At 71.9% G+C, this 25,724-nt stretch carries 26 protein-coding genes; 14 read left to right on the top strand and 12 right to left on the bottom strand.

Annotation, left to right across the window (positions count from 1 at the left end; translation table 11 throughout):
• Positions 1-82 precede the first annotated feature (82 nt).
• Both ACN27B_RS18735 and ACN27B_RS18730 read right to left on the bottom strand, forming a co-directional pair.
• Positions 83-859 (bottom strand): DeoR/GlpR family DNA-binding transcription regulator, encoded by a 777-nt coding sequence (locus tag ACN27B_RS18735; protein WP_098745698.1) that lies wholly within the window; start codon positions 857-859, stop codon positions 83-85.
• Positions 859-2,850 carry a beta-galactosidase gene (locus tag ACN27B_RS18730; protein ID WP_422741112.1) on the bottom strand — a complete coding sequence of 664 codons (1,992 nt, stop codon included), beginning with the start codon at positions 2,848-2,850 and terminating at the stop codon, positions 859-861. The genes ACN27B_RS18735 and ACN27B_RS18730 overlap by 1 nt, the downstream gene beginning before the upstream one ends.
• A 229-nt stretch (positions 2,851-3,079) precedes the next feature.
• On the opposite strand from ACN27B_RS18730, the gene ACN27B_RS18725 reads away from it, so the two are divergent.
• From ACN27B_RS18725 to ACN27B_RS18710, 4 genes are read left to right on the top strand one after another with little or no spacing between them, the layout of a single operon-like run.
• Complete coding sequence (locus ACN27B_RS18725) at positions 3,080-4,411, top strand: ABC transporter substrate-binding protein (RefSeq protein ID WP_099161891.1); 1,332 nt, start codon at positions 3,080-3,082, stop codon at positions 4,409-4,411.
• Between the two features lie 22 nt (positions 4,412-4,433).
• Positions 4,434-5,390 (top strand): carbohydrate ABC transporter permease, encoded by a 957-nt coding sequence (locus ACN27B_RS18720; protein WP_099161892.1) that lies wholly within the window; start codon positions 4,434-4,436, stop codon positions 5,388-5,390.
• Positions 5,387-6,271: a carbohydrate ABC transporter permease gene (locus tag ACN27B_RS18715; RefSeq protein WP_422741111.1), complete on the top strand. Its 885-nt coding sequence runs from the start codon at positions 5,387-5,389 to the stop codon at positions 6,269-6,271. The genes ACN27B_RS18720 and ACN27B_RS18715 overlap by 4 nt, the downstream gene beginning before the upstream one ends.
• Positions 6,268-8,493, top strand: coding sequence for an alpha-galactosidase (locus ACN27B_RS18710; RefSeq protein WP_422741110.1), 2,226 nt, complete (start codon positions 6,268-6,270; stop codon positions 8,491-8,493). Before ACN27B_RS18715 ends, ACN27B_RS18710 begins: the two co-directional genes overlap by 4 nt.
• 3 nt (positions 8,494-8,496) lie before the next feature.
• Here ACN27B_RS18710 and ACN27B_RS18705 read toward each other — a convergent pair whose 3' ends face one another.
• Positions 8,497-8,874, bottom strand: a complete 378-nt coding sequence (locus tag ACN27B_RS18705; protein WP_099161894.1) for a winged helix-turn-helix transcriptional regulator — start codon at positions 8,872-8,874, stop codon at positions 8,497-8,499.
• Positions 8,875-8,953: 79 nt separating this feature from the next.
• On the opposite strand from ACN27B_RS18705, the gene ACN27B_RS18700 reads away from it, so the two are divergent.
• The 3 genes from ACN27B_RS18700 (at position 8,954) to ACN27B_RS18690 (ending at position 11,133) form a co-directional block, all read left to right on the top strand.
• Positions 8,954-9,364, top strand: a complete 411-nt coding sequence (locus ACN27B_RS18700; RefSeq protein WP_099164699.1) for a RidA family protein — start codon at positions 8,954-8,956, stop codon at positions 9,362-9,364.
• Between the two features lie 117 nt (positions 9,365-9,481).
• On the top strand, positions 9,482-9,874 hold the full coding sequence (locus ACN27B_RS18695) for a YciI family protein (protein ID WP_253866723.1): 393 nt from the start codon (positions 9,482-9,484) through the stop codon (positions 9,872-9,874).
• 2 nt (positions 9,875-9,876) lie between these two features.
• A complete protein-coding gene (locus ACN27B_RS18690) occupies positions 9,877-11,133 on the top strand; it encodes an RNA polymerase sigma factor (protein ID WP_422746010.1) in 1,257 nt (418 codons plus the stop codon).
• Between the two features lie 40 nt (positions 11,134-11,173).
• Here ACN27B_RS18690 and ACN27B_RS18685 read toward each other — a convergent pair whose 3' ends face one another.
• Together ACN27B_RS18685 and ACN27B_RS18680 are read right to left on the bottom strand one after the other, a co-directional pair.
• Positions 11,174-11,746 (bottom strand): hypothetical protein, encoded by a 573-nt coding sequence (locus ACN27B_RS18685; protein WP_422741109.1) that lies wholly within the window; start codon positions 11,744-11,746, stop codon positions 11,174-11,176.
• A gap of 137 nt (positions 11,747-11,883) precedes the next feature.
• On the bottom strand, positions 11,884-12,168 hold the full coding sequence (locus ACN27B_RS18680) for a hypothetical protein (RefSeq protein ID WP_422741108.1): 285 nt from the start codon (positions 12,166-12,168) through the stop codon (positions 11,884-11,886).
• A gap of 277 nt (positions 12,169-12,445) precedes the next feature.
• On the opposite strand from ACN27B_RS18680, the gene ACN27B_RS18675 reads away from it, so the two are divergent.
• Positions 12,446-13,861, top strand: a complete 1,416-nt coding sequence (locus tag ACN27B_RS18675; protein WP_422741107.1) for a magnesium transporter MgtE N-terminal domain-containing protein — start codon at positions 12,446-12,448, stop codon at positions 13,859-13,861.
• Positions 13,862-13,945: 84 nt separating this feature from the next.
• On the top strand, positions 13,946-14,392 hold the full coding sequence (locus ACN27B_RS18670; RefSeq protein ID WP_422741106.1) for a hypothetical protein: 447 nt from the start codon (positions 13,946-13,948) through the stop codon (positions 14,390-14,392).
• Positions 14,393-14,504: 112 nt separating this feature from the next.
• Here the strand turns inward: ACN27B_RS18670 and ACN27B_RS18665 are convergent, their stop codons facing one another.
• Complete coding sequence (locus ACN27B_RS18665) at positions 14,505-15,893, bottom strand: cellulase family glycosylhydrolase (RefSeq protein ID WP_422741105.1); 1,389 nt, start codon at positions 15,891-15,893, stop codon at positions 14,505-14,507.
• A gap of 362 nt (positions 15,894-16,255) precedes the next feature.
• Here ACN27B_RS18665 and ACN27B_RS18660 point away from each other — a divergent pair, with 362 nt between their 5' ends.
• A complete protein-coding gene (locus ACN27B_RS18660) occupies positions 16,256-17,218 on the top strand; it encodes a TIGR03557 family F420-dependent LLM class oxidoreductase (RefSeq protein ID WP_099161899.1) in 963 nt (320 codons plus the stop codon).
• A 224-nt stretch (positions 17,219-17,442) separates the two neighbouring features.
• Complete coding sequence (locus ACN27B_RS18655) at positions 17,443-18,078, top strand: GAP family protein (RefSeq protein ID WP_422741104.1); 636 nt, start codon at positions 17,443-17,445, stop codon at positions 18,076-18,078.
• On the opposite strand, the gene ACN27B_RS18650 is transcribed toward ACN27B_RS18655, so the two are convergent.
• The 6 genes from ACN27B_RS18650 to ACN27B_RS18625 form a co-directional block, all read right to left on the bottom strand.
• The gene (locus tag ACN27B_RS18650; RefSeq protein ID WP_422741103.1) at positions 18,075-18,869 is read right to left on the bottom strand and encodes an endonuclease/exonuclease/phosphatase family protein; all 795 of its coding nucleotides are present in this window, start codon (positions 18,867-18,869) and stop codon (positions 18,075-18,077) included. The genes ACN27B_RS18655 and ACN27B_RS18650 overlap by 4 nt on opposite strands.
• Positions 18,870-18,873: 4 nt before the next feature.
• Entirely contained in the window at positions 18,874-20,364 is a 1,491-nt protein-coding gene (locus ACN27B_RS18645) for a phosphatase PAP2 family protein (protein ID WP_099161902.1), read from the bottom strand.
• Between the two features lie 77 nt (positions 20,365-20,441).
• Positions 20,442-21,443: a YihY/virulence factor BrkB family protein gene (locus tag ACN27B_RS18640; RefSeq protein WP_422741102.1), complete on the bottom strand. Its 1,002-nt coding sequence runs from the start codon at positions 21,441-21,443 to the stop codon at positions 20,442-20,444.
• Positions 21,436-22,443 carry a diacylglycerol/lipid kinase family protein gene (locus ACN27B_RS18635; RefSeq protein ID WP_422741101.1) on the bottom strand — a complete coding sequence of 336 codons (1,008 nt, stop codon included), beginning with the start codon at positions 22,441-22,443 and terminating at the stop codon, positions 21,436-21,438. The genes ACN27B_RS18640 and ACN27B_RS18635 overlap by 8 nt, the downstream gene beginning before the upstream one ends.
• Before the next feature lie 91 nt (positions 22,444-22,534).
• On the bottom strand, positions 22,535-23,110 hold the full coding sequence (locus ACN27B_RS18630) for a Clp protease N-terminal domain-containing protein (protein ID WP_422746008.1): 576 nt from the start codon (positions 23,108-23,110) through the stop codon (positions 22,535-22,537).
• Positions 23,110-23,346, bottom strand: coding sequence for an HTH domain-containing protein (locus ACN27B_RS18625; RefSeq protein ID WP_073836364.1), 237 nt, complete (start codon positions 23,344-23,346; stop codon positions 23,110-23,112). Before ACN27B_RS18625 ends, ACN27B_RS18630 begins: the two co-directional genes overlap by 1 nt.
• A 104-nt stretch (positions 23,347-23,450) precedes the next feature.
• Here ACN27B_RS18625 and ACN27B_RS18620 point away from each other — a divergent pair, with 104 nt between their 5' ends.
• The 3 genes from ACN27B_RS18620 to ACN27B_RS18610 all read left to right on the top strand — a co-directional run bounded on the left by ACN27B_RS18620 (position 23,451) and on the right by ACN27B_RS18610 (position 25,706).
• Positions 23,451-24,251: a PP2C family protein-serine/threonine phosphatase gene (locus ACN27B_RS18620; RefSeq protein WP_422741100.1), complete on the top strand. Its 801-nt coding sequence runs from the start codon at positions 23,451-23,453 to the stop codon at positions 24,249-24,251.
• 67 nt (positions 24,252-24,318) lie between these two features.
• Complete coding sequence (locus ACN27B_RS18615; RefSeq protein WP_099161907.1) at positions 24,319-24,885, top strand: TetR/AcrR family transcriptional regulator; 567 nt, start codon at positions 24,319-24,321, stop codon at positions 24,883-24,885.
• Complete coding sequence (locus ACN27B_RS18610) at positions 24,882-25,706, top strand: oxidoreductase (protein ID WP_099161908.1); 825 nt, start codon at positions 24,882-24,884, stop codon at positions 25,704-25,706. Before ACN27B_RS18615 ends, ACN27B_RS18610 begins: the two co-directional genes overlap by 4 nt.
• The last annotated feature ends 18 nt before the right edge of the window (positions 25,707-25,724 follow it).

The following is a 25,724-nucleotide window of genomic DNA, read 5'->3' as shown; positions in this document are numbered from 1 at the left end:
GGAGCACGCGGGCCGTGCAGGGCACCCTAAATGGGACGGCTGAGAAGTGCCTGAAAGCGGACGGGACGCGCCGCCGGGACGCTCAGTCGGTGGGGACGACGATCAGTTCGCCCACCTGCTCGCCGAGTTGACGGCGGGCCTCGACCGGGAGCCCACCGTCGGTGATGAGCACGTCGGCCTCCTCCAGCGGGGCGATGGTGGCGATGCCGATGGTCTCCCACTTCGTGTGGTCGGCGAGCACGACCAGCCGGCGGGCGGCGCCGATCAGGCGGCGGTTCACCGCCGCCTCCAGCAGGTTGGGGGTGGTGAAGCCGGTGCGCTGGCTCATCCCGTGCACGCCGAGGAAGAGCAGGTCGACGTTGAGCGCGGCGATGGCGGACTCGGCGACCGGGCCGGTCAGCGCGTCCGACGGGGTCCGGATACCGCCGGTGAGCACGACGGTCTGGTCGGCGCGGGGATTCTGGTAGAGCGCGTCGGCGACCGGGATCGAGTTGGTGACCACGGTCAGCCCGCGTACCTCGGCGAGCCGGGCGGCCAGCGCGGCGGTGGTGGTGCCGGCGGAGAGCGCCACGGCCATGCCCGGCTCGACCAGCCCGGCGGCCCGCTCCACGATGGCCTGCTTCTCGGCCCGCTGTCGGGCCGACTTGGCCGCGAAGCCGGGCTCCTCGGTCGAGCCGGGGCCGGCCAGCGTCGCCCCGCCGTGCACCTTGTCGACCAGGCCGCGTTCGGCGAGCACCTCCAGGTCCCGCCGGATGGTCATGTCCGACACGCCGAAGCGGCTGACCAGGTGGCTGACCCGGACGCCGCCGCGCTGGCGGATCAGTTCCAGGATGGCGCTCTGCCGTTGCTGGGCCAGCATCAGACCTCCACCTCGCGGACCACCGCCACCTCCCCCGCCGGCACCACCAGCTCACCGTCGCACCGCTCGCCGCTGAGCAGCTCGACACCGGTGGCCGGCAGCCGGGCCGACCCGTCGGTGTGGTTGACCACGAACAGCCAGCTCCGCTCGGCCGAGCGGCGGCGGACCACCTCCACCCCGGCCGGCGCGGCCACCGGTGGCCGCACGCCGGCCTCGGCGAGCAGCCGGGCCACCAGCCGGTCGGTGGCCGCGTCGTCGAGCCGGGTGCCGACGTACCAGGCGGCGCCCGCGCCGACCGCGTGGCGGGTCAGCGCCGGCACGCCGGGCAACGGCCCGTCGGCGTACGCGGCGAGCACCTCGGCGCCCTCGGCGTGCAGCCACTCGGTCCACACGTCGGCGCGGGCGCCGTCGTCGAGGCGGACCGTCTCGCCGGCGCGCAGGGGGAAGAACTCCTCGGTGCGTACGCCGAGCAGGTCGCGGAACGCGCCGGGGTAGCCGCCGAGCCGGATGTGGTCGTGCTCGTCGACGATGCCGCTGAAGTAGGTGACCAGCGCGGTGCCGCCCGCCTCGACGAAGCGGCGCAGCGCGTCGGCGTCGGCGTCGCGGGTCAGGTAGAGCGTGGGCGCCAGGACGAGCCGGTAGCGGGACAGATCCGCCGACGGGTGCACCACGTCGGCGGTGACCCCGGCCCGCCAGAGCGCGCCGTGCAGCGCGGCCAGCCGGTCGGTGTAGGTGACGTCGACGCTCGGGTGGGAGTCGAGTTCCGCGCCCCACCAGGCCTCGTAGTCGAACAGCAGCGCGACGTCGGCGTCGACCCGGCTGCCGCGTACCTCGGCCAGCGCCCGCAGGTCGGCGCCGAGCCGGCGGACCTCGCGGAACACCTTGGTGTCCGGCCCGGCGTGCGGGACCAGCGCGGAGTGGAACTTCTCCGCGCCGGCCCGGGAGGCGCGCCACTGGAAGAAGAGCACCCCGTCGGCGCCCCGGGCCACGTGGGCGAGGCTGTTGCGCCGCATCTGACCGGGCGTCTTGGCGATGTTGCGGGGCTGCCAGTTGACCGCGCTGGTGGAGTGCTCCATCAGCAGCCACGGCGCGCCGCCCGCCACGCCCCGGGTCTGGTCGGCGGCGAGCGCGAGGTTCACCTGCGGTTGCGGGTCGGCGGCGGTGAGGTAGTGGTCGTTGGCGACCACGTCCACGTCCGACGCCCACGAGTGGTAGTCCAGGTACTTGATGCCGGTGCCGATCATGAAGTTGGTGGTCACCGGCTGCGGGACGAGCCGGTTCAGCAGCTCCCGCTCGGCGCGCAGCTGGGCGCGTTGCTCGTCGGAGGAGAAGCGCAGGAAGTCCAGTTGCTGCGTCGGGTTGGCGAACGTCGGCGCGGCGCGCGGCGGGTTCACCTCGGCCCAGTCGTGGTAACGCTGGCTCCAGAACGCGGTGCCCCAGGCGGCGTTGAGCGCGTCCAGGTCGCCGTAGCGCTCGCGCAGCCAGCGCCGGAACGCCTCGGCGCTGACGTCGCAGTAGCAGTGCACGTTGTGACAGCCCAGCTCGTTGGAGACGTGCCAGAGGACGACCGACGGGTGTGCCGCGTAGCGCCGCGCCACCGCCTCGACCAGGCGGAGCGAGCGGTCCCGGAACACCGGTGAGCTGGGGCAGTACGCCTGCCGGCCGCCGGGCCAGAGCACGGTGCCGTCGGCACGCCGGGGCAGCGTCTCCGGGTGCCGGTGGGCCAGCCACGGTGGCGGGCTGGCGGTGGCGGTGGCCAGGTCGACCCGGATCCCGCCGGCGTGCAGCAGGTCGAGCGCGCGGTCCAGCCAGCCGAACTCGTACCGGTCCGGGGCGGGTTCCAGCAGGGCCCAGGAGAAGATGCCGACCGACACCAGGTTGACCCCGGCCTGGCGCATCAGCGCGACGTCCTCGGCCCACACCTCCTCGGGCCATTGCTCCGGGTTGTAGTCGGCGCCGTACCAGATGCCCTCGCCGTGCCAGTTCCGCATGACAGCAGAGCGTGCCCCCGGCCGCGACCCAAGTCAACACTTTCCAACATCGACAAAAGTTACAACGTTTACCGACTCTTTCCCCTGCCACAGCTCGGTTATCGCCGCCCGTTTGCCCTCTTGACAGCGCCGCACCAAGGGGTAGCTTCAACCGCCACCGGCTATTTCTGTTCGGACATGTGGATTCTCGGTGAATCTCGTAGCGCACCTCTTCCACGCAGGAGGCACAATGTCCCGTCCCCGCTCGCAGGCCGAGTACCTCGCCCGGCTCGTACCCCCCTCCGTCGCCGGCCTGAACCGGCGCTCCCTGCTGGCCGGCGCGGCCGGCGCGGGCGCGCTGCTCGGCACCGGCCTGCTCGCCGGCTGCGGCGACTCCGACTCCGGTTCCGGCGGGGACGCCAAGAGCGTCTCGCTCGGCTCGAACCAGTCGGACCCGAAGCCCAAGGACGTCGTCGCCAAGGTGATGGACGGCTTCAAGACGTCCTCCGGGGTGACCGTCGCCGTCAACACGGTCGACCACAACACGTTCCAGGAGAACATCAACAACTACCTGCAGGGCAAGCCGGACGACGTGTTCACCTGGTTCGCCGGCTACCGGATGCGGTTCTTCGCGGCCAAGGGCCTGGCCGGTGACCTCAGCGACGTGTGGGGCAAGCTCGACGGCTACTCCGACGCGTTCAAGAAGGCGTCGACCGGCGACGACGGCAAGCAGTACTTCGTGCCGGCGTCCTACTACCCGTGGGCGGTCTTCTACCGCAAGTCGGTCTGGCAGCAGCGCGGCTACCAGGTGCCCAAGACGCTGGACGACCTGAACACGCTCGGCGCGCAGATGAAGAAAGACGGGCTGAACCCGATCGCCTTCGCCGACAAGGACGGCTGGCCGGCGATGGGCACGTTCGACGTCCTCAACCTGCGGATCAACGGCTACCAGTTCCACATCGACCTGATGGCCGGCAAGGAGGCATGGACCTCCGACAAGGTCAAGAAGGTCTTCGACACCTGGGCCGGCCTGCTCCCCCTGCACCAGCCGGACTCGCTCGGCCGCACCTGGCAGGAGGCCGCCCAGTCGCTGCAGCAGAAGAAGAGCGGCATGTACCTGCTCGGCCTCTTCGTCGGCCAGCAGTTCAGCGGCGCCGACCTGGAGGACCTGGACTTCTTCACCTTCCCCGAGATCGACTCCACGATCGGCGCGAAGGCCCTGGACGCGCCGATCGACGGCTACATGATGGCGCGCAAGCCGAAGTCCAAGGACGCGGCCACCAAGCTGCTGACGTACCTGGGTTCGAAGGACGCCGCGAACATCACCGTGAAGAACGACCCGAGCACGCTGGTCGCCAACAGCGGCGCGGACACCGCCGGCTACACCGCGCTGCAGAAGAAGGCCGCCGAGCTGGTCGGCTCGGCCACCGAGATCGCCCAGTTCCTCGACCGGGACACCCGGCCGGACTTCGCCTCCACCGTGATCATCCCGGCGTTGCAGCAGTTCATCAAGGACCCGAAGGACATCAGCGGGCTGCTCACCAGCGTCGAGAACCAGAAGAAGTCGATCTTCACCAGCTGACGGCGGAAGGGGGAAGGACATCATGTCCGACCTGCCCCTGATCCAAGCGGATCGCGCCGTGCCGCCGCCGGCCGCGACCACCACCACCGGTGGTCGCGGTCGCCGGCTACGGCTCCTGTCCCGCACCGACCGCGTGGTGATCACGCTGATGGTGCTGGTGCCCCTGCTGCTCGTCACCGCCCTGGTCTGGCTGCCGGCGGTGGCGACCGTGCTGCTCTCCGGCACGGACTGGGACGGCATCGGCCCGATCGGCGAGATCGACTGGGTCGGGTGGAAGAACTACGACGACGTGGTGAACATCTACCCGCCGTTCGTCCCCGCGGTGCAGAACAACCTGCTCTGGCTGGCCGCGCTGTTCGTGGTGGCCACGCCGTTCGGCATGTTCCTCGCCGTGCTGCTGGACAAGGAGCTGCGCGGCAGCCGGTTCTACCAGACCGCGCTCTACCTGCCGGTGGTCCTGTCGCTGGCGCTGATCGGCTTCGTCTGGCAGCTCATCTACAGCCGGGACCAGGGCCTGCTCAACGGCGTGTTCGGCGGCGACACCGACTGGTACGGCGACCCGAACGTCAACATCTGGGCGGTGCTGGTGGCCGCCGGCTGGCGGCACGTCGGCTACATCATGTTGCTCTACCTGGCCGGGCTCAAGGGCGTCGACCCGTCGCTGCGCGAGGCCGCCGCGGTGGACGGCTCCTCCGAGACGAGCACGTTCTTCCGGGTCGTGTTCCCGGTGATGCGCCCGATCAACATCATCGTGCTGGTGGTGACCGTGATCGAGTCGCTGCGCGCGTTCGACCTGGTCTGGGTCATCAACAAGGGCCGCAACGGGCTGGAGCTGATCTCCGCGCTGGTGACCCAGAACGTGGTCGGCGAGGCGAGCCGGATCGGCTTCGGCTCGGCGCTGGCGACGATCATGCTGATGGTCTCCCTGGTCTTCATCACCATCTACCTCTGGACCGTGATGCGGGAGGACAAGCGATGACCGCCGCCGTCTCCACCGGGCGCCGTCGGCCGCTGCGGCCGGCCCGGGTGGTCCTGCACCTCTTCCTGGGTACGGTCGCGATCGGCTGGCTGTTCCCGATCATCTGGGCGGTGCTCACGTCGTTCCGTTCCTACGAGTACACCGCCGCCAACGGCTACGTCTCGCTCGGCGGGTGGACGATCGACAACTACGTCACCGCGTGGCGGACCGCCGAGTTCGGCAAGCACTTCCTCAACTCGGTCTACATCACCGTTCCGGCGGTGCTGCTCACGCTCTTCCTCGCCTCGTGCGTGGCGTTCGTGATCGCCCGGTTCAGCTGGAAGCTCAACATCGCGCTGCTCGGCCTGTTCACCGCCGCGAACCTGCTGCCGCAGCAGGCCCTGCTCATCCCGCTGTTCCGGATGTTCACCGAGATCCCGCTGCCGGCCTGGATGAGCGACTCGGAGCTGCTCTACGACAGCTACTGGGGGCTGATCCTGGTCAACGTCGCGTTCCAGTGCGGCTTCTGCGTGTTCGTGCTGAGCAACTACATGAAGGCGCTGCCGCACGAGCTGTACGAGGCCGCGATGGTCGACGGGGCGAGTGTGTGGCGGCAGTACTGGCAGGTGACCATGCCGCTGTGCCGGCCGGCCCTGGCCGCGTTGGCCACGCTGGAGGTGACCTGGATCTACAACGAGTTCTTCTGGGCCACCGTGCTCATGCGTACCGGCGACAAGTTCCCGGTGACCAGTTCGCTGAACAACCTGCGCGGCGAGTTCTTCACCGACAACAACCTGGTCTCGGCCGGCTCGGTGCTGGTCGCGGTCCCCACCCTGGTGATCTTCTTCCTGCTCCAGAGGCAGTTCGTCCGGGGCCTGACGCTGGGAGCCTCCAAGGGATGACGATCGTCCACCTGCGCCGCGCGCGGACCAGCCTGGTGCTCGACGCGCGCGGACCGGGCCTGCCCCGGGTCGTGCACTGGGGCGCCGACCTCGGGCCGCTGCCCGCCGAGGACCTGCCCGCGCTGGTCGACGCCACCGTGCCGCCGGTGGTCCCGAGCAGCTTCGACGCGCCAACCGTGCTGTCGCTGCTGCCCGAGGCGAGCGCCGGTTGGAGCGGCCGGCCCGGCCTGGCCGGTCACCGCGACGGCCGGGACTGGTCCACCTCGTTCCGCCTGGTCGACCTCGACGTACGCGACGAACGCGCGACGCCACCCCCCGGCGGCACCGCGGCCGTCGGGCCCGAGCTGTTAGGAGGGGCCCCTTTACCTGCACCAGGCGTTAACAGGGGGCCCTTCCTTTCCACCGTCGAGGTGCGGGCGGTGGACCCGGGGGCGGGGTTGCGCCTGACCGTCGAGATCGCGCTGGACGCGGCGGGGCTGCTGACGCTGCGACACCGGCTGCGCAACGACGGCGACGGACGCTACGAGCTGCGCGAGCTGACGCCGGTGCTGCCGGTGCCGGCGGTCGCCACCGAGCTGCTCGACCTCACCGGCCGCTGGTGCCGGGAACGCGCGCCGCAGCGGCACCCGTGGCCGATGGGCGCCTGGGTACGCGAGGGACGGCACGGACGCACCGGGCACGACGCCACGCTGCTGCTGGTCGCCGGCACCCCCGGCTTCGGCTTCGGGCACGGCGAGGTGTGGGCGGTGCACACCGCCTGGAGCGGCGACCACGTCACCGTGGCCGAACGTCGCCCGACCGGCGAGACCACGCTCGGCGGCGGCGAGCTGCTCGCCCCCGGCGAGATCGTGCTGGGGCCGGGCGAGGAGTACGCCTCTCCCCTGCTCCACGCCGCGCACTCGGCCGACGGGCTGGACGGGCTCAGCGACGTGCTGCACACGCACCTGCGGGCCCGGCCGGAGCACCCGCGCACGCCGCGACCGGTGACGTTGAACGTGTGGGAGGCGGTCTACTTCGACCACGACCTGGGCCGGCTGCGGACGCTCGCCGACCGGGCCGCCGAGGTGGGGGTGGAACGCTTCGTGCTCGACGACGGCTGGTTCCGCGGCCGGCGCCACGACCTCGCCGGGCTCGGCGACTGGTGGGTCGACGGCGAGGTCTGGCCGGACGGGCTGCAACCGCTGATCGACCACGTCCGCGCGCACGGCATGCAGTTCGGGCTCTGGGTCGAGCCGGAGATGGTCAACCCCGACTCCGACCTGTTCCGGGCCCACCCGGACTGGCTGCTCCAGGCGCCCGGCCGGCTGCCGCCGGAGTGGCGGCACCAGCAGGTGCTCGACCTGGTCAACCCGGACGCGTACGCGTACGTGCTCGGCCGGCTCGACGCGGTGCTGCGCGAGCACGACGGCATCGCGTACCTGAAGTGGGACCACAACCGGGACCTCACCGAGGCCGGGCACGCCGGCCGGCCCGGGGTGCACGCGCAGACCGTGGCCGTCTACCGGCTGCTCGACGAGCTGCGCGCCCGCCACCCGGGCCTGGAGATCGAGAGCTGTTCGTCCGGCGGCGCCCGGGTCGACCTGGAGATCCTGCGCCGCACCGACCGGGTCTGGGCGAGTGACTGCAACGACGCGCTGGAACGGCTGTCCATCCAGCGCTGGACCGGCCTGCTGCTCCCGCCGGAACTGATCGGCACGCACATCGGGCCGGAGCGCTCGCACACCACGCACCGCGTGCACGACCTGGGTTTCCGGGCGGTCACCGCACTCTTCGGCCACCACGGCATCGAGTGGGACATCACCGCGATCGACGCGACCACCCGCGCTGAACTCACCGCCTGGGTGGCGCTGCACAAGCGGCTGCGTCCGCTGCTGCACGGCGGCCGGGTGGTCCGGGTCGACCACCCCGACCCGGCCGTGCAGGCCCACGGCGTGGTCGCCCACGACCGCTCCGCGGCGGTGTACGCGGTCAGCCGGCTGGCCACCTCCGCGGCCCAGGTGCCGGGTGCGGTGCGGTTGCCCGGGCTGGACCCGCACCGGCGCTATCGGGTCCGCCCGCCGGCCGGGGTGCCGGAGCCGGCGCTGCTGGAGCTGACGCCCCCGGCCTGGCTGGCGTCCGGCGCGGGGGTGACGCTGAGCGGGTCGGTGCTGGCGTCGGTCGGTCTGCAACTGCCCGCCCTGCACCCGGAGCAGGCGTTGCTGTTGGAGGCCGTCGCCGCCTGAGCGTCAGTCCTCCGCGGCGTCGAACGCCTGCCGGGCGTTCTCGATCTGCGGCATGTGCGCGTCGGCCCACTCGAGGAGGGCGTCGACGGGACCGCGCAGCGTCTTGCCCAATGGGGTGATCCGGTATTCCACCGCGACCGGGCGGGTGGCCACGACGCGGCGTTCGACGATGCCGTTGCGTTCGAGTCGGCGCAGCGTCGCGGTCAGCGACTTCTGGGTCACGGCCGGAACGGCGCGGCGCAGCTCGTTGAAGCGGCACGGCCGCTCGCACAGCTCGTTGAGGATGCTGAGCGACCACTTGTCCAGCACCTGGTCGAGCAGGTCGCGGTGGGGCGCGTCGATCCGCAGCTCACCGGCCCGAGGGGCGGTGGTATCGCGCATGAAACCAGGTCTCCTTGAAGTGTCCTTCGTCAACTAGGTATCAATGGTAAACCTCAGCGATTCCACCAGAGGAGACATGATGCCGGTCATCCGTTTCAGCCCCGAGGGTCTTCAGCCGCACACGCCCTACCACCACGTGGCGGTGTCCACCGGGTCGCGCCACATCCACGTCAGCGGTCAGGTCGCCCGACGGGGCGACGGCACGCCGGTGGCGCCGGACGACCTGAGTGGGCAGGTCGCGCAGGTGCTGCGCAACACCGGCCGCGCCCTCGCCGGCGCCGACGCCTCCTTCGCGGACGTGGTCCGGCTGACCTTCTACGTCACCGGATGGACGCCCGAGCGGATCGGGCCGTTCATGGCCGGGATCGAGTCGGTCGCCGAGGAGCTGGATCTGCCCCGCCCGCTGCCGCCGGCCTCGCTGATCGGCGTGGAGCACCTCTTCGAGCCCGACGTGCTCGTCGAACTGGAGGCGACCGCGATCACGGGGTGACCGGACCTCCCCGAACTTCTTCGGCGGCGGATGTCGAGAACCGGGGTGGCGGCTTCTACCGGAGGGTGCAGGCACCGACAATCGGTGCTCGGGCGTGAGGAGCGAGACGTGAAGTACATGCTGCTGATGCAGTTCAGCGCCGCCGGGGCCGAGTTCCCGTCCGTCGACACCTGGACGACGGAGGAGTTCCGGGCCCACATCGACTTCATGGGCGAGGTCAACGCCAAGCTCGTGGCCGACGGGGAGTTCGTGCAGGGCGAGGGGCTGGGCGGGCCGCAGCAGGCCCGGATCGTGCGGGCCGGCGCGAACGGCGCGCCGGTGGTCACCGAGGGCCCGTTCGCGGAGACCAAGGAGTTCCTGGCCGGCTTCTGGATCGTCGACTGCGAGACCCCGCAGCGGGCGGCCGAGATCGCCGCGTTCATCTCCACCGCGCCCGGCCCGGGCGGACGGCCGCTGAACATGCCGATCGAGGTGCACCCGGTGATGTCCGGCCCGCCGCAGGAGATGTGACGCTGACCGACCACGCCGTCGAGGACCTGCTGCGCGAACTGGCGCCGCAGGTCCTCGGCGTGCTCGCCCGCCGGTTCGGTGACTTCGCCACCGCCGAGGACGCGGTGCAGGAGGCGTTGCTGGCGGCGACCCGGCAGTGGCCCGCCGAGGGGATGCCGGAGCATCCGCGCGGCTGGCTCACGCAGGTCGCGTACCGGCGGATGATCGAGCTGGTGCGGGCCGAGACGGCCCGGCGCGACCGGGAGGAACGCGCGGCCCGGCGCTCCGGCGGCGACCGGCGGACCGCGCCGGCCGCCGACGAGCCGCTGACCGGCGAGCGGGACGACACGCTGGTGCTGCTGTTCCTCTGCTGCCACCCGACGCTGAGCACCCCGTCGGCGATCGCGTTGACCCTGCGCGCGGTGGGCGGCCTGAGCACCGCCGAGATCGCCCGGGCGTTCCTCGTCCCCGAGGCCACCATGGCGCAGCGGATCAGCCGGGCCAAGCAGCGCATCCGCGACTCCGGGCTGCCCTTCCGGATGCCCGAGCCGGCGGACCGGCAGGCACGCCTGGCCGCCGTGCTGCACGTGCTCTACCTGATCTTCACCGAGGGGCACACCGCCAGCCTCGGCGACGACCTGCGCCGGGTCGACCTCTCCGAGGAGGCGGTCCGACTGACCCGGGAGATGCGCCGGCTGCTGCCCGACGACAGCGAGGTGGCCGGGCTGCTCGCCCTGATGCTGCTCACCGACGCGCGCGCCGCCGCCCGGACCGGCCCGTCGGGCGAGTTGATCCCGCTGGCCGAGCAGGACCGCTCCCGCTGGGACGCCGCCGCGATCGCCGAGGGGACGGCGCTGGTCACCGCCGCGATGGCCCGGGGGCCGGTCGGGCCGTACCAGATCCAGGCCGCGGTCGCCGCGCTGCACGACGAGGCGCCGAGCACGGCGGACACCGACTGGCCGCAGATCCTCGCGCTCTACGGCGTGCTGGAGCGCCTCACCGGCAGCCCGGTGGTGGCGCTCAACCGGGCCGTCGCCACCGCCATGGTGCACGGCCCGACCGCCGGCCTGGACGCGCTCGCCGGCCTGGCCGGTGACTCCCGGCTGGCCGGCTCGCACCGGCTCGACGCGGCCCGCGCCCACCTGCACGAGATGGCCCGCGACCGCGACGCCGCGGTGACCCACTACCGCGCCGCCGCCGCGCGGACCACCAGCCGCCCCGAGCAGGAGTATCTCCAGATGCGCGCCGCCCACCTGGCCACGCCACCCCCTCGGCGCTGATCCAGGAGTTCGCGTCGGGCCGCAACGAACTCCGCGAGCGTCAGGCGGTGGGGCGGGGGGTGGTGGCGTCGCGCAGGGCCAGGGCGACGGTGGCGAACAGGGCCGCGCCGCAGCCGACGCCGGAGACCAGGGCGACCGTGGCGGCGCTGCCGCCGAGCGCGTGGACCAGGAAGCCGGCGATGCCGAGCGCGGTCATCACGGCGCCCAGCCAGTGGTAGCGCGGCATCCGCCAGACCGCGGCCAGGCCGAAGAAGTGCACACCCACCACCACCGCGACCCAGGCGACCGCCACGGCGGGCCGGTCCAGCACGTTGTTGATCACGGCCAGGCCGCCGAAGAGGGCGACCGCCTCCAGCGCCACCACGAGCCAGTAGCGGCGGTCCATGAAGCCCGCCGCCTCCCGCTCCGGGGCCGGCGTCTCCCGGCGGGCCACCCGGAACACGCCGACCAGGAGCAGCGCGGCCACCAGCAGACCGGTCATCCGCACCACGAGCGGCCACGGCGCGGCCAGGCCACCGCTGTTGACCAGGACGAAGACGGTCCCGAACGAGATGGCCACGAGCGAGCCGATCACCAGCCCCGACGGTCGTCCCCTGGTCCCCGGCGCAGTCATGGCGTCCCCTCCCGACGGTCGCGCCGCCCGGTCGGGCCGGCGCGCGGCAGATCGTACGGCAGGGCGCAGGCCCTTGCCCGTCCGCCGGCTGGGAGGTGGTCTGCGTCTGACTTCGAGGGACCCAGTGTGCGAGTCGCCTAGGAAATACGACGGCGTGAGAACTGGATGCTCCATTGGGCCGAACGTACCGCGCTTGCCGGACTGAAAGCTGCACTCATCAGCCAGTCCGGCGGATTCGAGAGCAGCGGTCCAGCCGAATCGATGATCCATCCATCCATGCCCAGTTCGTTGAAGGCGGACAGACCAACATGCTCCATCACGCGCTCCCCGGCGCCGGTCTGGAAGACGCACACCGGGCCCGACATGGTGCCAGCGAACTGCGGATACAGCGTGAAGAGACTGCCGTACTCCCATTTCTCCATCTGGGCAGTGTCTTCACCCACGCACTCTTTCCCTAGACAGTGTCGTGTGCCCGACAGGAACGGGCGGCGCTGACTCCGGACGCAGCGTGCACAATGACAAGACCTCAAGCTCCGGAGCAAGCAACCGGCCAACTTCGCCGCCTCTAAGCGGCGATCGTGCGGTACGACACTTCGGAAGTGACCAAGTGCCCATGCGAACCAGGCAACCGTGAAGAACCGGTCAGTTGTCGCTTCGCCAACAGCTGATCCGCAGAGACCGCAGCTACGGAGATTCAAGGTGGACAGCAACGAACAGGACCGAGCGCCAGGCGGGCCAGTCACACCTCGCCCTAAAGAGGAACCGGAATCGTTCTCCGACACGACGGAGCCGCGCGCGGCCCACATCGGCCTGCCCCAACAACCACCTCCGCCCAGTTCTGTGAACATGACCGCCACCGGGGCCGACGCGGCACGGGTGGTACAGGCGGCCGGCGACGCCTATGTGACCTTCGGCAAGGAACGCAGCGAGGCACAGACGCTGACGGCCATGCCCGCACGGGCGGCAGCGGCCGCACTGCTGGCGATGGAAGAGGCCGAGGCAGCGGCAGTCGTCGCGGAGATGGATGTGTCCGCCGCCGTTCGGCGTCTCGTTCTGATGCCGACGAAGCGCGCGGGTCGTCTCTTGACCTCCATGGACGAGCGACTCGCGGCGGAGCGCCTCACCCACATGCCGACCGACGTGGCTGCATCGCTGCTCGCGGACATTCCACCCGGCGTTGCGTGCGATCTCATCGCCGAGGTTCCTCGCCCGCACCTAGCGGCACTCCTCATCGAAATGCCGTCGCGACCTGCGGCCGAACTCATAGGCGCGATAAACGCAAGCAACAGGTCCGCGCTTCTCTCGGCAATGCTGATACCACACGCGGCGGAACTGCTGCGCGCGATGCCGGCGGAAACCGGCGCTGCGGTGTTGACCGGCCTTCCCTTGCGCCAGACAACCCTCATCCTGCAGTCCGCCCAAGATCTTTGTGAGCTGCAGGAAGTGATCTCGGGGCTCCCCGATTCGACGCTTACCGCGATCCTCGATGGCACGACCGCCGACCACGCGTCAGCGATCTTCTCGGTCCTCCCGAAGGACCGCCTCCGACCGTTGATCACCGGGTTGACTGAGCGACGCCGGGCGGACATCGTCGAGCGGTTGTCCACTGCCCAGGCATTGTCTCTACTGACGGAGGCGCAGCTGGTCGCGTTGGCCCCCTTACTGCCGGCAGCACAGGCAGCGGCGATCGCGATGAGACTCCCCGAACGCTGCGCCGGCGCGATAGCCAGGTCGCTTCCCGGCGACGCGGCTGCCTCCGTCCTGGCACAGTTCCCGCCCGCAAGAGCCGTCGAGGCCCTGGCAACGATGGCCGATGAGTCGGCGGTCCTGACCGTCTCCCAGTTCTCCGTCGCTATGGTTTGCGAGGTGCTCGGCGAGCTACCGGCGGAGATCGGCGGCCTGGCCGTCGGTCGCATGCCAACCGCCAAGGCTGCCCGCGTACTGTCGCGACTTTCCTTGGAACTCGCAGCGGTGGTCGCCGAGGAGATGCCCGGCCGAGAGGCGGCGGCAGCACTTGAGGCGATGCAGCCCTACGGCCGATCCAGCGAGGTCATGCGCAGGATGTCCGGGGAGAGCCGCCGACGTGTGCGGAACTTCGCGCGTTCGATTCGCTGACCGGACTGATCAGACGCCCCAACCGGAGGTTGCGTGGTGGAAGCGGAATTGGTGGCCTTGGCATCTACCGCAGGTACGACTGTCGTGACCCTGCTCGCCACCGACAGTTGGACGACTGCCCGAGACGCCATGGTCGCGCTGTGGAAGCGAGTTCATCCGCAGCGGTCCGACCTCATCGCGGAAGAGCTTGGGGAGGCTCGTACCGCACTCATGACGGCCCGCCACGATGGTGATTCGATCACGGAGAGGGATCTGATCGGCGAGTGGCAAGGAAGAGTGCGGAGGTTGCTCGCCGCGGATCCGCAAGTTTCCGAGGAACTCCGACGCCTCCTCAGCGAGGAGTTGCGGCCAGCGGTCCCGCAGGCTCAGGGGAAGACGGTCAATCTGCACGCCCACGGCTCGGGCAACGCCCAGATCAACCAAGCCGGCCACAACCTTCGCATCCACAATCATCACGATGGCCGCCGACCACCCTTCGACGCGGCCGGCGATTCGGGTACGGGGCAGAGAGGCAGCCCTGCTCGTGAGTGAGGACACCTGAGATCGTCCGACGCCCGCCCTTCAGCACTGTGGCAGACGTCGTTCCACGCACGACAGGGGTGGCCGGGCCCGTGCGGGCCCGGCCACCGGCGTACCCGGTCGGTCAGCTCGCGGCGCAGGTCACCGCGGGCACGGCGTTGGTGCCGTTCCAGCTGGCGATGAAGCCGAAGCTGGTGCTGGCGCCGGCGCCCAGCCGGCCGTTGTAGTCCACGTTGCGGGCGGTGTACGCCGACCCGCTGTTGCTGACCGTGGCGTTCCACGACTGGCTGACGGCCTGGCCGTTGGCGAACGTCCACTTCGTGGTCCAGCCGGTGATCGCGGCGGACCCCGCGGTCACCTTGACCTCGCCCTGGAAACCGCCCTGCCACGAGTTGACGACGGTGTACGTGGCGGTGCAGCCACCGGCCGGCGGGGGCGTGGTGGTCGGCGGCGTGGTCGGGCTGGGGCTGGTGGTCGGGCTGGGGCTCGTGGTCGGGGTCGGGCTGGTGGTCGGGCTGGGCGAGCTGCCGGCGAAGACGGACGCCTCCCGGGCGGTCGCGGCGATGCCGTTGGCCCCGTTGAAGATGCGCTGACCCCAGCTGGTGAGCTGGGCCGGGTTGAAGCCGGTGGTCATGTCGAGGTACTCGACGCCGCCGCCGTTGCCGCTCCAGGACCAGCCCAGGTAGCCGATACCGTTGGCCTGGCTGTAGGACATGATCGCGTCCTCGTCGGGGTTGCCGTCGGAGTGGTTGAACCCGAACTCACCGACCACGATCGGCAGCCCGGCGGAGCGGAACCGCCCCAGGTAGTCGCTGATCTCGGCGGCGGTGTCGAAGACGCCGTACATGTGGATGGAGAAGACGGTGTTGCGCTGCGGGTCGGCGTTGAACACGGTGCCGGCGTTGTCGCGCATGGTGAACGACCAGTCCTGGCCCCAGTTCGGCCCGTCCACCATGATCGTGTGGGTGAGGCCGCCGGCGCGCAGCCGCTTGATCGCGTTCGAGGTGTCGGTGGTCCAGGCGCTGTAGCCCTGGTTGCCGAACGGCTCGTTGCCGATGTTGACGATGACGTACTTCTCCTGGCCCTTGAGCACGTCGGCGATGCTCAGCCAGTAGTCGGTGGCCCGGGCCAGCGTGGTGGCGGCGCCGTCCTCGCCGTAGCCGGTGGTGTCGTGCACCTCCAGCACGCAGATCAGCCGGTTGGTCTTGCACAGCGAGATCACGTTGGCCACGTCGGCGGCGCTGTTCTTGGTCCAGCGGTCGCCGCTGCCCAGCACCACCCGGACCGTGTTGGCGCCGAGCGCCTTGATGTTGGCGAACGAGCTGGTCTGCTGCGGGTACCAGGTGTGCGCGTGGTTGACGCCGCGCATGACGAACTCGGTGCCGTTGGCGTCGTAGAGCCGCCCGTTCGAGACGGAGAAACCGGCGGCGGCGTGCGCCGGCTGCCCGAAGGCGAAGACGGCGGCGAGGGCCGTCAGCAGGGCGGCGCCCGCGACGGAGAGCATCTTCTTCATGGCTGTCCTCAGGGGAAGGTGTCACCCCGTGCCCGAGCGGGGGTGCGGTGATGGTGACGAGGCGGTGGCGGCTGAGCCCGACAGCCGCGCCCGTGACTCCCGGCGGACGCCGGCATCAGCGTAGGCCGATGGGACGCGGAAGGCAACCGGTTAAGTCCTGCGGCGACCCGTGCCGTCACGGGCCGCCGCAGGGGCGGTCATCCCCACCACAGGATGGTGCGCCGTCCCGGTCTGAACCGGTTAAGCCGGACTGTAGGCAGCATCCGACGCGGCGTCAAGACGGTCGCCCGGGAAGCGGACACCCGGGTTGATCCGCCTGAGGCGGGGTATCCGGAGACGATCCACCCGGAAGGAGATGCGCCATGGTGAACGTCGGCTACACCCTGATGTGCGAGCAGGCCGGCCCGAAGGAGCTGGTGGACCACGCCATCCGCGCCGAGGCCGCCGGCTTCGACCACCTGGTCATGTCCGACCACTACTACCCCTGGCTGGAGTCGCAGGGCCACTCGCCGTACGCCTGGTCGGTGCTCGGCGCGGTCGCGCACGCCACCAGCCGACCCGAGCTGCTGTCGTTCGTCACCTGCCCGATCCGGCGCTACCACCCGGCGGTGGTGGCGCAGAAGGCCAGCACCATCGGGGTGCTCTCGGACGGTCGGTTCACGCTCGGCCTCGGCGCGGGCGAGAACCTCAACGAGCACGTGGTGGGCGGGTGGCCGCACGTGCAGCAGCGGCACGAGATGTTCGAGGAGGCGCTCCAGATCATCCGGCCGCTGCTCAACGGCGAGACGCTGACGTTCTCCGGCAACCACTTCGACGTGCCCGACGCGTACGTCTGGGACCGGCCGGAGCGCCCGGTGCCGATGGCGGTGGCCGCGTCCGGTCGGCAGTCGGCGACGCTGGCCGCCGAGTACGCGGACGCCATGATCGCCACCGACCCGCTGTCCCACCTCGTCGACATGTACGACGAGGCCGGCGGCGCGGGCCGTCCCCGCTACGGACAGGTCGCCATCTGCTACGGCCCGGACGAGGCCGAGTGCCGCAAGATCGTGCACGACCAGTTCCGCTGGTTCGGCATGGGCTGGAAGGTCAACGCCGACCTGCCCGGCCCGGACGCGTTCGCCGCGGCCACCCAGTTCGTCCGCGAGGAGGACGTGGCCGAGGGCATCTCCTGCGGCCCGGACGTCGACCGGCACGTCGAGGCGTTCAAGAAGTTCGTCGACGCCGGGTTCACCCACGTGGCGCTGGTCCAGGTGGGCGGCGACAGCCAGCCGATGTTCCTCGACTGGGCGCAGGAGGAACTGCTGCCCCGGCTGCGCGAGCTGTGACCCGCTCGGGCGTTGCCGCGGCACTCGCGGCAACGCCCGAGCCTGCTGCGAGGAGCTGATGTCATGCGTATCGGAAACACCGAGATCCGACCCGCCGGCGGCGGGTTCGGCTGCCTCCTGATGATCCTCTTCTCGATCGTCGCGTCGGTGGTGCTCACCATCCTGCTCAACCTGGTCCTGTAGAAGCTCCCGCTCCGGCCCGGCGGCGGCCACAGAATGTGGTCATGAACCTGCTGAGCGTGCTGCCGCTGGCCTTCGTGATGGTCGCCGGGCCGCAGGTGGTGAGCGCGATCTTCCTGGCCGCCAGCCGCGACCCACGCCGCAGCTCGGTGGCCTACCTGGCGGGCGCCACGCTGGGCATGCTGGTCGCGCTGACCGTCTGGTACGGCGTGTTCCGGCTGGTGCGGCACAGCGCCGGCAACGGGACCAGGGACAGCGGCAGCCGGCAGCTCATCGACTGGATCGTGCTGGCGCTGCTGCTGGTCCTCATGGTGATCACGTTCCTCCGGCGGAAACGGAACCAGCCACCCGGCTGGATGCGCAGGCTGGAGGACCCGAAGCCCGCGTTCGCGTTCGGCCTGGGCGTGGTGCTCTTCCTCGCCATGCCCAGCGACGAGGTCACCATGGCCTCGGTCGCGGGCAGCCTGGCCGGGCACGACAAGCCGTGGTGGCACCTGCTGCCGTTCCTGGTGCTGACCGTGCTGCTGCTGGCGCTGCCGCTGCTCGCGCTGGTACTGCTCGGCGGGCGCGCCGAACGGATGCTGCCGAAGGTCCGCGACTGGTCCAACGCCCACTCCTGGATCATCAGCGAGCTGGTCATCCTGATCTTCGTGGCGATCGTCGGGTCCGACCTGGCCTAGGGGTCGAGGTCCAGCTCGACCACCACCGGGTAGTGGTCGGAGGCGTCGTCGGCGTCCCCGCCGCGCACCACCCGCACCGCGTGCACGCGCCCGGCCAGCGCCGGGGTGGCGAGCAGGTAGTCCAACCGCATCCCGGCGAACTCCGCGCCGCCGTGGCGCGTCGGCACGGTCCACCCGCCCGGCTCGTCGCCGCCGGATCGCGGCCAGAGGTCGACCAGACCGCCGTCGAGCAGCCGGGCCACCGCCCGGGTGTCGACCGTCCGGCCGTCGCGGCGCAGGTGCCGCCGCCGGTACGGGGTGGCGAGCCCGGCCAGCCGCGCGGTGTGGTCGACGGCCGGTTCCAGCGTGTTCAGGTCACCGGCCAGCAGGGCCAGCGCTCCCCCGGTACGCCGGAGCGCGGCGGCGAGCCAGTCCGCCTCCATCCGCCGTCGCCCACCCGAGTACGGGTTCAGGTGGGTGCTGAACACGGTCAGCGGTCCCGCGCCGGTGGCGATCTGGACCCGGGCGGCGGCGTGGTGGAACGGGCGTCGGACCCGCCCGGCGCGCAGCACCCGCAGGGGCGGGCGGACCAGCACCGCCACCGGCTGGCCGAAGCAGGACCGGGCCAGGTGCGCCTCCATCCCGAGCCGGTCGGCCAGGCCGCCCAGTCTGGCGTCCATGCCGCGCAGCTCCTGCAACGCCAGCACGTCGGGACGCTGAGCGGTGACGACCGAGACGATCCGGTCCCGGCGGTCGGTGCCGTCGCGGTCCCGACCACCGGTCCGGATGTTCCAGGTCATCACCCGCAGCATCGGGTCAGTCCGGCCGGCCGGCCTTGGCCAGCTCGTCGTCCAGCTCGTCCACCTGCTCGGACTCGATCGCCGGCCGGTTGCCCTCGTGCACGTCGGCGTTCGGCCGGATCACCCAGTAGAGCAGCGACAGCCAGAGCGTGCCGAGCAGGATCGCGCCCATGAAGTCCGTCGGGTGGTGCATCCCCCGGTACATCCGGGAGGTGGCCACCCCGACCGGCATGATCACGGCCATCGCCACGAACAGCCACCGCCACCACCGGTCGGTGCGCGGGAACACGATGATCGCCATGGCGACCCAGAGACAGATGGTCGCCGCGATGTGCCCGGACGGGAACGACGAGGTGGGCATCTGCCCGTCCAGGTTCTCCACCGGCGGGCGCGGGCGCTCGACCACCCGGGCGGTGGCCAGGAAGAGGCTCAGCTCGCCGAACATCGCCAGCACCACGAAGAGCACCGGTCGCCAGCGCCGCCACACGGCCAGCACGATCGGGCAGAACACCAGCGAGACCAGCAGGATGGCGTGGGTGTCGCCGAACTTGCTCCACCACCAGCTCAGCCCGGTGAGCGCGTCGGTGTGCCGGGCGGCGAACCAGCGCGGCACCTCGGTGTCGAGGGTGGCGAAGAAGGTGCCCTTGGCGTGGTAGCTGACGTACATCCCGAACGCGTACAGCGCGCCGAAGACGATCACCCAGCCGACCAGCAGCTCGGCCACCGCCGAGCGGGGGTGCTCCAGCACCTTCTCCTCGGCCGGGGCGGGCGCGATCTCCTCGCCGGCCTCCGGCTCCAGGCCCTCGGTCAGCGGCGGCACCGGCCGGCCGCGCTCGCGCCGCCAGAGCCGGAACGCGTACGCGGTGACGCCCAGCCAGGCCGCGCCGAGGAGCCAGCCGCCGAACACGTCCGAGACGAAGTGCACGCCCAGCGCGATCCGGGTCAGCCCGACCAGGAAGATCAGCACGGCGGCGATGGCGATGGCCGGCTTGCGCCACCGCGGCGACATGGCCGGCAGGAACACCAGCAGCAGCGCGCCGTACGCGACGAACGAGCCGAGCGCGTGACCGCTGGGGAAGCTGTTGCCGGGGGCGCTGGCCACCGGCACGTCCACCACCGGGCGCAGGCGCCCGACCAGCGCCTTGAGCGACGGGTCGAGGATCAGGCCGCCCACGCCGGTGACGATCAGGTAGACCGCCAGCCGCGACTGGCGGCGGATCAGCAGGCCCACCACGGCGATGGTGATCAGCCAGATGAGCACCGGTCGGCCGCCCAGGTCGGTGATCGCCTGGAGCACGGTGACCAGCGGGCCGTGCGGCGCCACCAGGTTGTTGAACCACTCGGCCGCCTCGTGGTCGGCGTGCTGGAGCGGGCTCCAGCGGAACCGGACGAGCATGAGCAGCACACCGAATGCGACTCCCGCGCCGGCCACCGCGAGCAGGCCCACCAGGCTCCGCTCGGCGAAGTGGCCGAGCGGCCGGCGCCCGGTTTCCTTGACCGCGGTCACACCGCACCTCCCTCGTTCTTCTGCGAGGCGCGCTGTACCCGATCCGCGTGTCTCGTACACGCCGCACCGGCGCGGCGTCAGAGCGCGGTCATCTCACCGGTGTCGAGCAGCTCCTCACGCTGCGCCTCCGGCTCCCACAGGTCCGGCTGGGCCGGCTCCTCGACCCCGATCCGCATCGCCTCCAGCTGGGCGGCGAAGGCCAGCCCGCCGAAGAGCGCCATCCCGGTGAGGTTGGCCCAGAGCAGCAGAGCCATCATGCCGGTCAACGCGCCGTAGGTCTGGCCGAATCCGCCGCTGTACTTCACGTAGGCGGCGAGCAGCAGGCTGGCCAGCCACCACAGCGCGATGGCGATGCCGGCGCCGAAGAAGAGCCAGGACAGACCGGGCTGCTTGCGCCGGGGCGCGTGCCGGAACAGCACCGCCACGGCGAGCACGGTCAGGCCGAGGCTGAGCGGCCACCGGACCACGTCCCACACCACGGTGGCGACGTCGCCCCACTCGTAGTGGCGGCGCACGGAGTCGCCCAACGCGCCGCCGCCGACCAGGATCAGGAAGCCGAACAGCGCGGGTACGCCGGCGAGCAGTGCGAGCACTGTGGCGCGCACGTACTTGGGGAGGGCCGGGCGGTCCCGCTCGACGCCGTAGATCCGGTTCGCGCCGCGCTCGATCTGCGCCATGGTGGTGGTCAACGCGACCAGCCCGGTGATCAGACCGAGCGTCAGCGCCAGCTCGCCGGCGTCCTCGGTGCGGTCGGTGTCGGCCAGCAGCTCCTGCACCATCGACTCGCTCTGGCCGGGCGTGATCGCCAGCACGGTGTCGGCGACGACCTTGCCGCCCTCGTCCACGCCCAGGTCGGTGATCAGGCCGGTGAGCGCGATCAGGAACGGCACCACGGCCAGGCACAGTTGCAGGCCCAGGGCGCGCGAGTGGCTGAAGCCGTCGCCGTAGCGGAACCGGATGAAGGCGTCGCGCAGCAGACACCAGCCGCCGTGCCGGCGCAGCGTGTGCCAGGCGTCGTCGGCGGAGAGCTCGTCGGAGGTCATCAACCGGGTCTCGGGGACCAGCTTGGTGCTACTCACGGCGCGCCTCCTCGATCAGCTGCTCACCGCGTTCCGCGGCCGCGTCGGCGTCCACCGCCAGGTCGGGATCGTCCGCCGGGCGCGGCACGCAGAGCCAGAGCGACTCGGGCCGGATGGTGGCCGTCAGCGAACGGCCCGGATCGATCAGGTCGCCGTCGAGCTGCCGGGGCTGCGGACGGTTGCTGGCGATCTCGACGGTGCGGGCCCGGAACACCTCCATCCGGGGCACGCTGCCCTGCCGGCGCACCAGCGCCCAGCCCATGGCGACCCAGTGGCCGAGCGTGCGCGGCGTCAGCACCGCCACGTCGAGCCAGCCGTCGTCCGGCTCGGCGTCGGTGAGCAGGCGTACGCCGCCCTGGAGGCGGCCGACGTTGGCGACCAGGACCGAGCGGGCCCGGCGGCGCAGCGGCGGGCGGCCGTCGATGCGCACGGAGACCCGCATCGGCCGGTCCCGCAGGTGTCGGGCGGCGCCGACCAGGTAGGCCGGCCAGCCGATCCGCTTCTTGGTGGTCTCGGAGGTGGAGTCGAGCATCTGGGCGTCGAAGCCCATCCCGGCCATCACCGCGAAGCACTGGTCGCCGACCACGCCGACGTCGAGGCGGCGCATCCCGCGCTCGACGGCGACCTCCAGCCCGGCGGCCAGGTCGTTGGAGAGGCCGAGGTTGGCGGCGAGCAGGTTGCCGGTGCCCTGGGGCAGCACGGCCAGCGCCACGTCGGTGCCGGCGAGCGCGGTCACGCAGGCCATCACGGTGCCGTCGCCGCCGCAGGCGAAGACGACCTCCGCCCCGGCCTTGACCGCCTCCTCCGCCTGGCCCCGACCCGGGTCCTCGACCGTGGTCTCGTACCAGGTCGGCGCCGGCCAGCCGGCGGCGTCGAGCGCGCCGTCCACGATCCGCCGGAACTCGTCCAGGTCGGCCACCTTCACCGGGTTGACCACCACGGCCGAGCGCGGGGTGCGGTTCTCCGCGGTCACCGGGCGCTTGTCGTCTGCACCGTCCACGGCGCCAGTGTGCAGGACGCGGGGCGCGGCGGCGACCCGGCGGAGGCGGACGTTGCGAGGACCGCAAACAGGTTTGGGATCCGGCCCGGCCTCAGGCCGCCTCGCGCAGCGCCGCCTCGACCCGTCGCCGCAGTTCGTCGAGGTCGACCCCGGCCTCGGTCAGGGTCAGCGCGGCCAGTCCGTCGCCCTCCCGGAGCAGGCCGAGCAGGATGTGCTCGGTGCCGATGTGCCGGTGGCGCAGTCGCAGCGCCTCGCGCAACGACAGCTCCAGCACCTTCTTCGCCCGGGGCGAGAACGTGCCGACGTGGGGCCGGCGCCGCCACCAGCGGCGCGGGCGCGGGGCCGCCGCACGCAGCGCGTCGGGGCCGAAGGACTCCTCGATCCGGGCCACGATCGCGGCGAGGTCGATGCCGATCTCGCGCAGCGCCGCCGCGTCCGCCGCGCCGAGGCCGTCGACGCCGTGCGCCGCGTGGCGGGCCACGGCCGCGCGCAGGTCGTCGGCGGTGACGCCGGCGGCGGCGAGCAACCGGACCGCCAGGTTGTCGCGGTCGGCCAACACCCCGAGCAGCAGGTGCTCGGTGCCGACGGGGCGCCGGCCCTCGGTCCGGGCCTCGTCGATTGCGTGGTGCACGACCGCGCGGGCCCGGTCGGTGAATCGTTCGAACATCACGCCTCCCAGCTTCCGGGCACCGCCGGTCGACCGGCGTGCTTCTTGTGGACCGCCTGCCGGCTGACCTCGAGGGCGTCGGCGATCTCCTGCCAGGACCAGCCCTGTCGTCGGGCGTTGTCGACCTGGACCACCTCGAGCCGCTCGAGCAGCCGGCGCAGGGCGAGCACGGCCCGCAGGCCGACCTTGGGGTCGGTGCTGCCGGCTGCCGCCGCGAGTTCCGTCGCCTGACTCATGCTGTCAATGTAGGTTGACAACCCGCCCCGTGTCAACCCTGGTTGACGGATGACACGGCTGCGACCTGCCCATCCGCGACCCGGGCCGGTGCTACCGTCCGCTGGTGTTCCGCCGCCGTCCGCTGGACCGGCCGGTCGAGGCCGCCCGCCGGCTCACCGCCGGGCGGCTCACCCTGGAGATCGCCGGGGGCAGCGTGGTCGGGCACCGCTACCCGGAGAACTACGACGTGCTGCACCTCGACCCGGAGCTGCCGCTGGCCGTGGTCTGCGACGGCATGGGCGAGGGCGAGGGCAGCCGGGTGGCCGGCACGACCACGGCGGAGACGTTCGTGGCCCAGGTCCGCGCCGGGTGGCCCGCCGTCGACGCCGCCGGGCTGCGCGCCGCCGTCGCCGAGACCCAGCGGCGGGTACGCCGGGCCGGCGCCGGTCGACCCGGGCTGACCGGGTGCACGCTCACCGCGCTGGTGGTCGAGCCGGACGGCGACCAGGGCTGGCTGGCGCAGCTCGGCGACTCCCGGGCGTACCGGCTGCGCGACGGGCTGCTGGAGCTGGTCACGGTGGACCACACGATGGCATGGCTGGGCCTGCTGCACGGGTGGTGGCCGGCGGACTCCCCCGAGGCGGCGCGGGCCCGCTACCAGCTGCTGCGCTACGTCGGGCACCCGGACCGGCCGGAACCGGACCTGCTCGCCGTGCCGCTGCGGCGGGGGGACACCTGGCTGCTCTGCACCGACGGGGTGAGCGACCAGCTCGGCTACCACCGGCTGCGCGACCTGCTCGCCGCCCGCCGGGACCCGGCACGGACCGTGCGCGCCCTGCTCGCCGCCACCCTGGACGCGGGTGGCGACGACAACGCCACCGCCGTGGTGCTGCGCGTCCACCCCGCCCTGCCCGCGCCGCGCTGATCCTCCCCACCCCGGCGTGACCGGGGACACGTGTGACGGTCTGACATTTTGTGCAAGACTTGTCAGCATGTCGAACGACCGGCTGGAGACGATCCTGACCGCCGCGTACGAGTGCTTCACCCGGCACGGGATGCGGCGCACCACCATGGACGACATCGCGGCGGCCGCCGGGATGTCCCGGCCGGCGGTCTACCAGTACGTGCGCAACAAGGACGACGCCTACCGGCGGCTGGCCGAGCGGCTCTTCGCCGACTCGCTCGACCGGGCCCGGCGGGTGGCCGACGCGCCCGGCGGCGACCTGGCCGAGCGGGTGCACGACGTGCTCGCCGCCAAGCTGGAACTCACCCTCACGCTGCACCGGGAGAGCCGGCACGCCACCGAGCTGCTCGACGCCAGCGGCAAGCTCACCGGCGACCTCGTCGACGCGTACACCGCCGAGCTGACCGACCTGGTGGCCGCCACGCTGGCGGACGCCGCCGGGCCGCGGGCCCGCGCGGTGGCCGACGTCCTCGTCGCGCTCACCCGCGGCCTGGAGGCCGACCTCACCGACCCCGACCTGCCCCGACGGCGGCTGCGCGACGGCGTCGCGCTGGTCGTCGCGGGCCTGCCCCGACCTCAGGGAGACCACAGATGACCGCCGTCCTGATCACCGGCACCTCCTCCGGCATCGGCCGGGCCACCGTCCGCCGGCTCGCCCGCCGCCCCGACCTCACCGTGTACGCGACCGCGCGCAAGGTCGACGCGATCGCCGACCTGGCCGACGCCGGCGCCCGGCTCCTCCCCCTCGACGTCACCGACGAGGCCTCCATGCGCGCCGCCGTGGCCGCGGTGGAGGCCGCGCACGGCCAGGTCGACGTGCTGATCAACAACGCCGGCTACGGCGAGTACGGCCCGGTCGAGGAGACCCCGATGGACCGGGTGCGCGCCCAGTTCGAGACCAACGTCTTCGGGCTCGCCCGCCTCACCCAGCTCGTGCTGCCCGGCATGCGCCGGGCCGGCCGGGGCCGGATCGTCAACGTCAGCTCCATGGGCGGCCGGCTGGTCTTCCCCGGCGGCGGCTACTACCACGCCAGCAAGTACGCGGTGGAGGCGCTCTCCGACGCCCTGCGGCAGGAGGTGCGCCCGTTCGGCGTGGACGTGGCGATCATCGAGCCGGGTCTGATCCGCACCGGCTTCGGCGCGGTGGCCGCGTCCTCGCTCGGCGCCGGCGCCGACAAGACCGGCCCGTACGGTCGGATGGTCGCCGCGGTGGACGCGGCGATGGCGAAGTCCTACCGCAACCCGCTGCTCGCCGCGCCGCCGGAGGCGGTGGCCCGGGTGATCGAGCGGTCCGTCGTCGCCCGCCGCCCGCGCACCCGCTACCTGGTCACCGCCGCCGCGTGGGCGATGGTGCACACCCGCCGGCTGCTCGGCGCCCGGCTCTTCGACGCGGTCAACCGGCTCCAGTTCCGCTGACCCGGTCCGGCCGGCCCG

The sequence above is a fragment of the Micromonospora sp. WMMD754 genome (assembly GCF_049315235.1).
Classification (GTDB): domain Bacteria; phylum Actinomycetota; class Actinomycetes; order Mycobacteriales; family Micromonosporaceae; genus Micromonospora; species Micromonospora sediminicola.
The sequence above is the reverse complement of the archived record's forward strand: the minus strand, read 5'-3'. Positions and strand labels throughout refer to the sequence as shown.

Coding starts and splice junctions, on each gene's coding strand:
- ACN27B_RS18715 (WP_422741111.1), top strand. CDS start 5,387: ATGACCGCCGCCGTCTCCACCGGGCGCCGTCGGCCGCTGCGGCCGGCC.
- ACN27B_RS18705 (WP_099161894.1), bottom strand. CDS start 8,874: ATGCGCGATACCACCGCCCCTCGGGCCGGTGAGCTGCGGATCGACGCG.
- ACN27B_RS18735 (WP_098745698.1), bottom strand. CDS start 859: ATGCTGGCCCAGCAACGGCAGAGCGCCATCCTGGAACTGATCCGCCAG.
- ACN27B_RS18650 (WP_422741103.1), bottom strand. CDS start 18,869: ATGCTGCGGGTGATGACCTGGAACATCCGGACCGGTGGTCGGGACCGC.
- ACN27B_RS18730 (WP_422741112.1), bottom strand. CDS start 2,850: ATGCGGAACTGGCACGGCGAGGGCATCTGGTACGGCGCCGACTACAAC.
- ACN27B_RS18615 (WP_099161907.1), top strand. CDS start 24,319: ATGTCGAACGACCGGCTGGAGACGATCCTGACCGCCGCGTACGAGTGC.
- ACN27B_RS18700 (WP_099164699.1), top strand. CDS start 8,954: ATGCCGGTCATCCGTTTCAGCCCCGAGGGTCTTCAGCCGCACACGCCC.
- ACN27B_RS18695 (WP_253866723.1), top strand. CDS start 9,482: ATGCTGCTGATGCAGTTCAGCGCCGCCGGGGCCGAGTTCCCGTCCGTC.
- ACN27B_RS18610 (WP_099161908.1), top strand. CDS start 24,882: ATGACCGCCGTCCTGATCACCGGCACCTCCTCCGGCATCGGCCGGGCC.
- ACN27B_RS18725 (WP_099161891.1), top strand. CDS start 3,080: ATGTCCCGTCCCCGCTCGCAGGCCGAGTACCTCGCCCGGCTCGTACCC.
- ACN27B_RS18630 (WP_422746008.1), bottom strand. CDS start 23,110: ATGTTCGAACGATTCACCGACCGGGCCCGCGCGGTCGTGCACCACGCA.
- ACN27B_RS18655 (WP_422741104.1), top strand. CDS start 17,443: ATGAACCTGCTGAGCGTGCTGCCGCTGGCCTTCGTGATGGTCGCCGGG.
- ACN27B_RS18710 (WP_422741110.1), top strand. CDS start 6,268: ATGACGATCGTCCACCTGCGCCGCGCGCGGACCAGCCTGGTGCTCGAC.
- ACN27B_RS18720 (WP_099161892.1), top strand. CDS start 4,434: ATGTCCGACCTGCCCCTGATCCAAGCGGATCGCGCCGTGCCGCCGCCG.
- ACN27B_RS18680 (WP_422741108.1), bottom strand. CDS start 12,168: ATGGAGAAATGGGAGTACGGCAGTCTCTTCACGCTGTATCCGCAGTTC.
- ACN27B_RS18660 (WP_099161899.1), top strand. CDS start 16,256: ATGGTGAACGTCGGCTACACCCTGATGTGCGAGCAGGCCGGCCCGAAG.
- ACN27B_RS18685 (WP_422741109.1), bottom strand. CDS start 11,746: ATGACTGCGCCGGGGACCAGGGGACGACCGTCGGGGCTGGTGATCGGC.
- ACN27B_RS18625 (WP_073836364.1), bottom strand. CDS start 23,346: ATGAGTCAGGCGACGGAACTCGCGGCGGCAGCCGGCAGCACCGACCCC.
- ACN27B_RS18665 (WP_422741105.1), bottom strand. CDS start 15,893: ATGAAGAAGATGCTCTCCGTCGCGGGCGCCGCCCTGCTGACGGCCCTC.